Below are 9638 nucleotides of genomic sequence, written 5' to 3' on the forward strand. Positions count from 1 at the left end.
TAAAATCAAGTTGATGTGTTCATACATTATACGTTTATTAACATAAAATATTATTCTTTTTTTGATGTAAAAAAACCAACAGCATCACCCCCGCAAAAAGCCCATACCCCACCGTAAGCCCCGGCGCCATGTTCACGCCAACCGCCGGCGCGTGGATGACGCCGAAAAACGCGCACACCGCAAGCGGGAGGGCCCACAGGCTCGCCCTGAGAAAATCCCTTTCCACGAGGTACACCCCGACCGCGGTGAGAAACATCGCGGACAGGAGCGGGCCCTCGGCGAAGGTCGTGATCCCCTTGAGCTGCGGCGCGGTCTTCGCGATAAGGGCATTCACCTCCTCGAGCGAATACCTGCCATCGGCGTTGATATACTGGCGCAGTAGCGAAAGCCCCCAGGCGGCGATCGCGGGCAAAAGCCCGAGCGCGACCGCGGGCGCGTGCGCGGCGGGCGTAGTCTGAAACGCCTGCGCGGTGATCACGATCCCGATCCAGAGGAGTATCGGGTAGCCCGCCTCGAGCGGGATGAGCGCGACGATCACGCTCATGAGCCCCGTGAAGCAGATGAGGGACATCACGGCGCCGTTCAGCACGGAGTAGCCGCCACGGGCGCCCATCGCCTTCCAGCCGGGGTGTCCGATATACACGGTCGTGGGAAAGGGAGACCCGAATATCGACCCCACCATTGTCCCGATCCCGTTCATCGCGAGCGCGGGCATCGCGGGATAATCGTCCCCCGCCGCTGCCGCCGATTCCAGGTTCTGGATCGTCGCGAAGAACGCGATCACGCCCATGGGGACCGATATGCCCAGGTAGGGCGCGACGTCGGCGAATCCGTCGATGATCTGCGGGAGGGCGAAGACGGGAACGTAGAAGGACACGTTCTTCGTCGATTCGACGAGTGCCTCCGGGCTCATCGCGCCCATGCCCCAGGCGATGACGCCGCCGGTAGCGAGCGCGTAAAGGCCGGCGGGGATGCGGAAGGGAAGCTTTACGCGCGAAAAATATTCCATGAGAATGAAGGCCATGGGCACGAACGCGATGAGCGGCTTTTCCCAGAGCGGGATCGTGTTCGCGAGCGCGATGAAGACGAGCGCGATCCCCGCAAGCGTGGAGAGCAGCGCGGCGCGCGGCGTAATGCGGCGGATGCGCTCTCCCACGAACGCGCCCACCCCCTCGAAGAAGCCGCTTATGAAGCAGCTCGCGACCCCTACCTTCCATGCCAGGTCCGCGTCTTTCGTGTGGATGTAGATGGGCGCTATAATAAATGAGAAAAACGCGAAGAGGCTCACGGTGTTGATACCGTAGGGGAGCGCAGTCACGTCGAGCCTTTGTTCGCGCATCGCGAGCCGGCGCGCCTGCCACGAGTAGAACAGGTTCCCCGCGAGCACCGAGAGCGCCGCCCCCGGCATGATCTTCCCGAACACGACGTCCGCGGGCATGCCTATCGAAAGACAGAGCCCCGTGATGAGAATCAGGTTCACCAGGTTGTCGATGAACAGGCCGATGAATCCGTCAATGTCGCCCCGCGCGAAGAAGGGGACCCGGAAGCCTCCCTGAGTCATGTGCGTCCTCCTGAAAAATGCGTGATCATCCGGCGATACTGTTTTTCATGCGCCGATTATATCTTCCGGCACACCACGTTCCATACCGTGATGGACGCAACGTCCTTTTTCAAGACAAGCGTGAACACGTCGGGCATGGAATACGCGGCATTCGCTTTTGTGTCAAAAAAGCCGCTGAACCCGTTTGCCGGAACGATCCTCCTGTCGTTCCGGGGAAACTCCATCCTGTACGCGTTCTCGATCGAGGTCCACGTCCCCTGGAATGTCATGGGCCCCTTGAGGTCCAGCATGCTCTGGAAATGGAACATAAACGTTCCGTTTGAATCGAGCTCAAGGTAGATGAACGCCGTATTGTTCCCCGCGGCGATGAAGGCCGCCTCGACCGCGGGCTCCGTCCCGGTGAGCGCGGCGATGTCCTGTTCCTGCAGCCAGCCCTCCGTGGGACCGATCTTCACCAGGCAGAAAGCGCGGTCACCCGGCACACCCGCAATTACTCTCCGTTCCATCACCTCCACGCGCGCGCTCTTCGGCAATACAAAGCCAAGCGTGCCCGACAGCGGATCGGGGCCGCTGTACAGCGCGGCGCCTCCGTCCTTCACGATTACGGCCTGCGTGCCCGCGCAGGAGACCAGTGCTGCGGCAAGGATGCATAACAGCAACGCGTGCCTCTTCATGTACGTATCCTCCGATTGGATTCAATGAAATGCCAGACGGCTCGTGCGGCGACAGGCGCGCTCTCGAGCGCGCGCTCCTTACCTCGCCTGCGCCTTCTTGATCACCTTCGCAACCCGCGCCTTCTGCGCCGCGCTCAGGTGCTCGATCCGGGCTTCGAGCGTTTCGATGAACGCCTTTTTATTCTTTGCGTTCACCGCGACGAGCACCGTTTCCGCGTGCTGGCCTACTTCCTTGGGGCGGCAGTTCGCGAGGTGGGTGAGAAGCAGCGGGAAGACCCGGGCGCCGGACCGCACGTCCGCAGCGGCGACCCCGGCGAGCACCTTCACCCCCGCATCCACGGTGATGACCGAACCCTTTTCCATCGCCTGCACGATACGTTCGGATGCCTTGAATAAATCACTGGCCCTTATTCCGGCGAAGGTGGAAAGCGCGATCATGGCCCCCCACACCATCCGGTTGTCGCCGGAGTCAAGGAGCGCGATGAAGGCATCGGCATGCGACGCTATGAGCGCGGGCGCGACATAACCGATCTCATAGAGCGTCTTGATGCAGTCGCCCCGGATGCTTTTCTCCGGGTTGGAAAGGTTTTCGGCAAGCTCGGCGACGGCCCTCGCGTCCTTTTTCGCGGCGATCGCGCGTGCAAGCTCCCTGTTCGGTTCGTCGTCCCTGCGTCCCTGCGCGGACGCCAGCTTGTCCAATACCGTCATTTCCGCTCCCTCCCTTGCCGGGCGCCCCTGCCCGCCCGTGTTCGTATCGGCCCCCAAAATCCTATCTTTGCCGCGAGGGTGCTGTCAAAGTAATTTTCACACAATGGTCAAAATAACCTGACGGGGGAAAAATATATTGACAAAACACTTTCACGATTGTGTGTCTTGAATTTCAATTTGCACGCGAGGATGTCATGGATTATTCAAAAACGGTCAACCTGCCCACCACCGATTTTCCGATGAGGGCGAATCTCCCCACCCGCGAGCCCGAGATGCTCGCGCGCTGGGCGAAGGACAAGATATACGGGCGCATACTGGCGTCGCGCAAGGACGCCCCGCTCTACATACTGCACGACGGGCCGCCCTACGCGAACGGCAACATTCACCTGGGCCACGCGCTCAACAAGATACTGAAAGACATCATCGTGAAGCACAAGACCATGATGGGCTTCAAGGCACCCTACGTCCCGGGCTGGGACTGCCACGGGCTTCCCATAGAGCTCCACGTCACCCGGCAGATGGGCGAGAAGGCGAAGCTCGCCCCCAAGATCGACATTCGGAAACAATGCCGCGCCTACGCGGAAAAATACGTGAAGATCCAGATGGAGGAGTTCAAGCGCCTTGGGGTGTTCGGCGACTACGAGAACCCGTACCTGACCATGGCCGCGGCGTACGAGGCCAAGATCATCGAGATTTTCGGCGAGCTGTTCCGGAAGGGATTCATCACGCGCGGGAAAAAGCCCATCTACTGGTGCCCCACCTGCGTGACGGCGCTGGCCGAGGCCGAGGTCGAATACCACGACCACTCGTCGCCGTCCATATTCGTGAAGTTCAAAGTCGATCCGGGCTCCGCCGATATACAGGGCGTCGATAAGGACAAGCTCTTCGTGGCGATCTGGACCACCACGCCGTGGACCCTGCCGGCCAACCTTGCCGTATGCTTCCATCCCGATTTTCCCTACTCGGCCTGGAAGTTCAGCAACGCGTACTACATCGCGGCCGACGGCCTCGCCGACAGCATGGCGCAGATATCAGGCCTTACGAAGGGCGCGGGCGTCCCCGTTTCCCGCGCGCAGATCGCGAAGCTCAAGGTTAACCACCCCTTCATCAAGCGCGAATCGAAGGTGTTGTTCGGGAATTTCGTGACCCTGGAACAGGGCACCGGCATCGTGCACATCGCACCCGGGCACGGCATGGAGGACTACGTGATCGGCCTGGAGAACGGGCTGGACGTCTACTGTCCCGTCGACGACGAGGGCCGCTTCACCGCGGACTTTCCCGAGATGCAGGGTGTGAACGTGTTCGACGCAAACCCGAAGGTCGTGGAGCTGTTAAAGAGTATCGGCGCCCTCATCTTCACCAACGAGATTTCGCACAGCTACCCGCACTGCTGGCGCTGCAAGAACCCGCTCATCTTCCGCGCGACGGAGCAGTGGTTCTTCATGGTCGATCATGAGGATCTCCGCAAGACCGCGCTTAAGGCGACCGACGATACGCAGTGGATCCCGCAGTGGGGCTATCAGCGCTTCAAGGGGATGGTGGAGACCCGGCCCGACTGGTGCCTCTCGCGCCAGCGCTCCTGGGGCGTGCCCATCCCGTCTTTCAAATGCGTGAAATGCGGCACTAACCTCATGACCGCCGATACGATCGCGCACTTTTCGAAGCTCTCGCTCGAGAAGAGCATCGATTCCTGGTACACCGACGACATCGCTTCGCTCGTTCCCAAGGGCACTGTCTGCTCGTGCGGCGGCACCGAGTTCCAGAAGGAGTTCGATATCCTTGACGTATGGTTCGACTCGGGCGTATCGCACTTCGCCGTCCTCGACAGATGGAAGGAACACCGCTGGCCCTCCGACTTGTACCTCGAGGGAAGCGATCAGCACCGCGGATGGTTCCAGTCCTCGCTATGGCCCGCGATCGCGCTCAGGGGACGCGCGCCCTACGACACCGTGCTCACGCACGGCTTCCTGCTGGACGACCAGGGCAAGGCCATGAGCAAGTCGGAGGGCAACGTCATCCCGCCGGAGGACCTCATCAAGAAGTTCGGCGCGGACATCATCCGGCTGTGGGTCTCGTCCGAGGACTACCGCAGCGACGTGCGCATGGGCATGGACATGATGAACCAGAACGCGGATTCCTACAGGAAGATCCGCAACTCCCTGAAGTTCATCATAGGCAACCTTTCGGATTTCACCGAAAAGGACGCGCTTCCCTACGACGAGCTCCTGGACATCGACAAGTGGATCCTGGGCAACCTGTACGAGCTTTCGAAGCAGGTCGTGGAACATTACGAGAAGTTCGAGTTCCACCTCGTGTATCGGAAAATACTCAATTTCTGCGCAGTCGAGCTTTCGTCCCTTTATTTCGACATATCCAAGGACATCCTCTACGTCGAGCTCAGGGATTCGAAGAAGCGCAGGTCCAATCAGACCGCGCTCCACGAGATACTCGAAACGCTCGTCCGCCTGGTGGCCCCCGTCCTCGCCTTCACCGCCGAGGAGGTCTGGTCTTTCCTGGGCCGTACCGGCAGCGTGCATGAGCAGGCGTACTGGAAAATCGACGGGCGCTACGATAACGAATCCGTGCGGGCGCGGATGCAGGATCTCATCGACACGAAAAAGGATTTGTTGAAGTCCCTGGAGACGTCGAGAAAGGAAAAAATTATCGGCAACTCCCTCGAGGCCCAGATCGACCTGTACGTGAAGAGCGAGAAGACGCGGGCAATGCTCCGGGAAATGGGCGAGGAGGCGATGCGCTTCTTCCAGGTCTCGGGGCTCGCGCTGCACGACTCCGTCCAGCCCGGGATGACCGATTACGAAAACGCGTCGGTCGGGGTGAGCAAGGCGAAGGGCGGCAAGTGCGTGCGGTGCTGGAACTATTCGGACGGCCTGGGAAGCGACCCCGCCCATCCCGAAATATGCCCGCGCTGCACGGCGATCGTAAAGAAACTCGGCTAGGGCCCGCGCGGCGGGCGGCCATTAATGAATTTTTACCGGCACCAGGAGCGGCACACATGAAAAAGCATCTTATAGCGGGGGCGATACTCAGCGCCTCACTCGTACTCGATATCGTAACCAAGTACCTCGTGGTATCCAGCATGTTCGAACACCAGCGGATAAACGTACTGGGAAGTTTCGTTCAGCTGATCCTCCTGTACAACAAGGGCGGGCTTTTCGGTATCATGCAGGGATACCAGAGCTTTTTCCTTTCGGTCTCCGTGCTGGTGCTGGCCCTCATGGTCGCGTACTACGTCCTGGAAAAGAAAAAGAACCTGGTATTCTGCTCCGCGATGGCGCTCATAATCTCGGGCGCCCTGGGCAATATCATCGACAGGGTGTCGGGAAGGCCCGGTGTGGTGGATTTCATCTACATCGGGAGTGACAACGTGTACCGCTGGCCCGCGTTCAACGTGGCCGACGCGGCGATAGTCGTGGGGGCGGTGATGCTCTTGGTTTTTTATTACCTCGAGGAAAGAAGAATGAAGCGGGAGGGGACCGCGGATCAGTAGGAGTCCGTGACCTCAAGGGCGTTCTCGGCGATGGCCTTTCCTTCCTTGCCGCGTACCTCGACGCGGTATCTGCCCTCGTTATAAAATGACAGGTTCAGGTTCGCGCTTTTCTTGTCCTGTGCGACGTTGAGTGTCACCGTTTCAACCAGCTCGTCCTTGTTCTTCTTCTGCTCGTATACCTTCACATCGAGCTTCTCGACTTCGAAATTATCCTTTATCTCGATCACGGCGGTGACATCCCCGGTCGTAAACACAGTTCCGCATTTCACGCCCTTGCCCTCCTGCGAAACGCCCTCGCAGAAAGAGAGCGCCTTATTCGACTTGCAGCCGCCCAGCGCGAAAATCGTAACCAGTGCGGCTATTGGAATGAAATGGCGTTTTTTCATGGTGTTTTCCCCAGTAATATCAGTGCGCCCCGGGAGCGCTCCGGACTACAGCAGCGACCCCTGCATGTCTTCGTCGTCCTCGATTTCCCCGGTATCTTCCTTGACCTTCACGTTCTTCGCGTCAACCCGTCCATCGGCCCCCTTTTGGAGAATCTCGATCTTTCTCTCCGCGTCCTCGAGCCGTTCATGGCAGAACTTCGCCAGTCGAATACCCTTTTCGAACTCCGCGATGGATTCCTCGAGTCCAAGGCTCCCGTCCTCGAGCACGCGCGCGATCTTTTCGAGCTCCGCGAGCGCCGCCTCGAAGGTAAGCTTTGCCTTAGCTGCCTGCTTTTTTTCCAAATGTCACCTCATCCCTCGTTGAATTAACCGTGCAATCCGCCACGCCGTCATGGAGATGGAGCGATATCCTGGAATCCCTGTGCAGCTGCCCGACGGCCCTCACCACCGCGCCCTGCTCGTTCCGGGCGATCGCGTACCCGCGCGCGAGCACGCCCAGCGGCGACAGCTTCTGGATCATGGCAAGCGCGATGCCGAACCGGTGCGCCTTGTCCTTCACCGCGCCCGCCGCCGCCCGTGCGATGTCGGGCAGTACCAATAGCCGCGCGCGCGCCGCGCCTATGGAATCCTTCATGGAGCCCAGCATCCGCATTTCCACGTCCGAAAGCAGCAGCTCGCGCGCGTCCACGATCTCGCGCGGGTTCCGGAAAATCCGCAGGGTGGAAACCCCCTGCACCCTGTTCAGCCGCTCGCGTAACTGCGACCGGAGCAGGCTTTCGCATTTCCCCAGTAAATAATCTATTTCATCGACGAGCTCCGATTTCACCTGGACCGCGATCTCCGCTGCCGCGGAGGGGGTAGGCGCCGCATAGTCCGCGGCGTCATCGGAAAGCGGGTGATCGACCTGGTGACCCACCGCGGAAACGATGGGTAGGCGCGATCCGGCGAACGCCCGTACCACGGGCTCCTCGTTATAGGCCATAAGGTCCTCGAACGAACCCCCGCCCCTCCCGCAGAGTATGACGTCGATATTCCATTCCGACCGGTTGAGCTCCTCGATCCCGCGCACGATGGACTCGACCGCGCCCGCGCCTTGCACGATTGCCGGCGCGAGCACGATTTCCAGGTTCGGGAAGCGCCGGAGGGCGACCTTGATGATATCGCGTATCGCCGCCCCGGTCGGGGAGGTCACCACGCCGATGCGCTTCGGCAAGAAGGGGAGCTTCCTGCGGCGGGCGGGATCGAACAGCCCCTCCGCCATGAGCTTCTTCTTGAGCTGGTCGATGCGCTTCTGAAGCTCGCCGACTCCCTCGAGACGGAGCTGAGCGACGATGAACTGGTAGCTCCCGCGCTTCTCGAACACCGTGACCGAACCGAAGACCAGGAGGCTCATTCCCTCTTCGAGCCTGAAGGTGAGCGCCCTGTTCGCGTATTTGAAGAACACCGCCGAGAGCACGGCCCCCTCGTCCTTGAGGGAGAAATAGATATGGCCCGACGAATGGTACGTGACGTTGGAAATCTCGCCCTTAATCCAGATCGAGGTGAACTCGGGATTTCCCTCGACGCTTTTTTTAAGCAGCCGGTTAAGCTCGCTTATCGTATATACCTTGTCGCCCATCGGCGAAACCTTAGAATGGAAAAGAGCATTTCTTCAACACAAATTTGAGCGAAGGTGAAAAAACGCGGCATCCGGCGTCCGCAGGCTCGATTATCTGTTTGCATTTATCTTTTACCGGGCTTAGCATGAGGTAATATCAAAAAAGGGGGACCATTAATGAAAAGGTCATTCAGGCTGGTAGCGCTCGCACTCGTCCTGTGCATCTCCTGCGGCGCAATGATCAGCTGCTACGGGAGCTATATCCTGTGGCACAAGGTGTACCGGTGGAACGGCACTATCGGCAACCAGTGGGCGCGCAGCATCGTGCACCTGCTGCTCTGGATAGTTCCCGTGTACGAAATATGCGGCATCATCGACTTCCTGATTCTCAATACCCTGGAGTTCTGGACGGGGTCAAACCCGCTCGCCATGGCGCCCGGCGAATCGGAAACCCAGATCGTCATGGCGCACAATGAAGCCTTCGAGATTACGGCAACGAGGAACCGCTTCGATATTCGCCAGATGAGCGGCGTGAACGCGGGACGCGCGGTCGCCCTGGTGTACGAGCCCGACACCCTGGGATGGTACATTGAAACGCCCGAACAGAACGTCAAGGTGGCCCAGATGGAAGAGGGCAACATCGACTTCGTAAACCTTATCTTCCCCGACAGCAGCGTGGAACGGGTTGCGATCCGGTAATACCGGCCTTCCCCGGCGTTTCGGCGGCAGGGTAGTGCCGGTTATTCCGTATACCCTGCCGCCGAAACCGTGTTCATTTTCATCCCGCCGCTTTTATAGCAGTTAATGCAGCGGAAAGGGGAGGGTGCCGATTCGCTTACGGGCGAACGCACGCGCGTGTACCATGTAAGCGGCTGTCATCCGCGTGCAACTGTACGCCTTTTCCGCGTTTATGCGCACGCTGAGTGTGAATTGTTTTCCGGGAAGATGGGCGTAAATGGGCATACCTTACCCCTGGTTTGGTGTGCGTGTGGAGATGAGATGCCTAATGTGAGGCGGTGCGGCGGAGTATTTTTGTGGGGGAGGCCCTTTTCGGGTGGTTTTCGGTGCCCCCCCAGTAGAATTCCCAGCACAGAATGCCCTCTGTGCTCCTTTGGCCGATGGCATAATGGGGGAACCGAACATAATTATGCCTTCCGGCCGAATCGCGCAGCAGCTCGTGCAGGTAGCGCTTCGTCGCGATGGC

Annotated in this window: 9 protein-coding genes; 3 read left to right on the forward strand and 6 right to left on the reverse strand. The window is 59.5% G+C overall.

Annotation, left to right across the window (positions count from 1 at the left end; genetic code table 11):
• Positions 1-37: 37 nt before the first annotated feature.
• The 3 genes from EPN93_03445 to EPN93_03455 all read right to left on the reverse strand — a co-directional run bounded on the left by EPN93_03445 (position 38) and on the right by EPN93_03455 (position 2943).
• Positions 38-1561 carry an NCS2 family permease gene (locus tag EPN93_03445; GenBank protein TAL38894.1) on the reverse strand — a complete coding sequence of 508 codons (1524 nt, stop codon included), beginning with the start codon at positions 1559-1561 and terminating at the stop codon, positions 38-40.
• A gap of 56 nt (positions 1562-1617) precedes the next feature.
• On the reverse strand, positions 1618-2235 hold the full coding sequence (locus EPN93_03450) for a hypothetical protein (GenBank protein TAL38895.1): 618 nt from the start codon (positions 2233-2235) through the stop codon (positions 1618-1620).
• Between the two features lie 78 nt (positions 2236-2313).
• Entirely contained in the window at positions 2314-2943 is a 630-nt protein-coding gene (locus EPN93_03455) for a hypothetical protein (protein ID TAL38896.1), read from the reverse strand.
• 194 nt (positions 2944-3137) lie between these two features.
• Here EPN93_03455 and EPN93_03460 point away from each other — a divergent pair, with 194 nt between their 5' ends.
• Positions 3138-5900 (forward strand): isoleucine--tRNA ligase, encoded by a 2763-nt coding sequence (locus tag EPN93_03460; protein TAL38897.1) that lies wholly within the window; start codon positions 3138-3140, stop codon positions 5898-5900.
• Entirely contained in the window at positions 5861-6451 is a 591-nt protein-coding gene (gene lspA, locus EPN93_03465) for a signal peptidase II (GenBank protein TAL38898.1), read from the forward strand. The genes EPN93_03460 and lspA overlap by 40 nt, the downstream gene beginning before the upstream one ends.
• Here the strand turns inward: lspA and EPN93_03470 are convergent.
• The 3 genes from EPN93_03470 to EPN93_03480 are packed head-to-tail and all read right to left on the reverse strand — an operon-like array spanning position 6445 to position 8455.
• Positions 6445-6837, reverse strand: a complete 393-nt coding sequence (locus tag EPN93_03470; protein TAL38899.1) for a hypothetical protein — start codon at positions 6835-6837, stop codon at positions 6445-6447. The two genes, lspA and EPN93_03470, sit on opposite strands and share 7 nt — an antisense overlap.
• Positions 6838-6882: 45 nt before the next feature.
• Positions 6883-7179, reverse strand: a complete 297-nt coding sequence (xseB, locus tag EPN93_03475) for an exodeoxyribonuclease VII small subunit (GenBank protein ID TAL38900.1) — start codon at positions 7177-7179, stop codon at positions 6883-6885.
• On the reverse strand, positions 7157-8455 hold the full coding sequence (locus EPN93_03480) for an exodeoxyribonuclease VII large subunit (GenBank protein ID TAL38901.1): 1299 nt from the start codon (positions 8453-8455) through the stop codon (positions 7157-7159). The genes xseB and EPN93_03480 overlap by 23 nt, the downstream gene beginning before the upstream one ends.
• 156 nt (positions 8456-8611) lie before the next feature.
• Between EPN93_03480 and EPN93_03485 the strand changes: the two genes are divergently transcribed.
• On the forward strand, positions 8612-9133 hold the full coding sequence (locus EPN93_03485) for a DUF3332 family protein (protein ID TAL38902.1): 522 nt from the start codon (positions 8612-8614) through the stop codon (positions 9131-9133).
• Positions 9134-9638 lie beyond the last annotated feature (505 nt).

Source organism: Spirochaetota bacterium, assembly GCA_004297825.1.
In the GTDB taxonomy this organism is placed as follows: domain Bacteria; phylum Spirochaetota; class UBA4802; order UBA4802; family UBA5368; genus FW300-bin19.

Coding starts and splice junctions, on each gene's coding strand:
- EPN93_03470 (TAL38899.1), bottom strand. CDS start 6,837: ATGAAAAAACGCCATTTCATTCCAATAGCCGCACTGGTTACGATTTTC.
- EPN93_03455 (TAL38896.1), bottom strand. CDS start 2,943: ATGACGGTATTGGACAAGCTGGCGTCCGCGCAGGGACGCAGGGACGAC.
- EPN93_03450 (TAL38895.1), bottom strand. CDS start 2,235: ATGAAGAGGCACGCGTTGCTGTTATGCATCCTTGCCGCAGCACTGGTC.
- EPN93_03485 (TAL38902.1), top strand. CDS start 8,612: ATGAAAAGGTCATTCAGGCTGGTAGCGCTCGCACTCGTCCTGTGCATC.
- EPN93_03460 (TAL38897.1), top strand. CDS start 3,138: ATGGATTATTCAAAAACGGTCAACCTGCCCACCACCGATTTTCCGATG.
- lspA (TAL38898.1), top strand. CDS start 5,861: ATGCCCGCGCTGCACGGCGATCGTAAAGAAACTCGGCTAGGGCCCGCG.
- EPN93_03480 (TAL38901.1), bottom strand. CDS start 8,455: ATGGGCGACAAGGTATATACGATAAGCGAGCTTAACCGGCTGCTTAAA.
- EPN93_03445 (TAL38894.1), bottom strand. CDS start 1,561: ATGACTCAGGGAGGCTTCCGGGTCCCCTTCTTCGCGCGGGGCGACATT.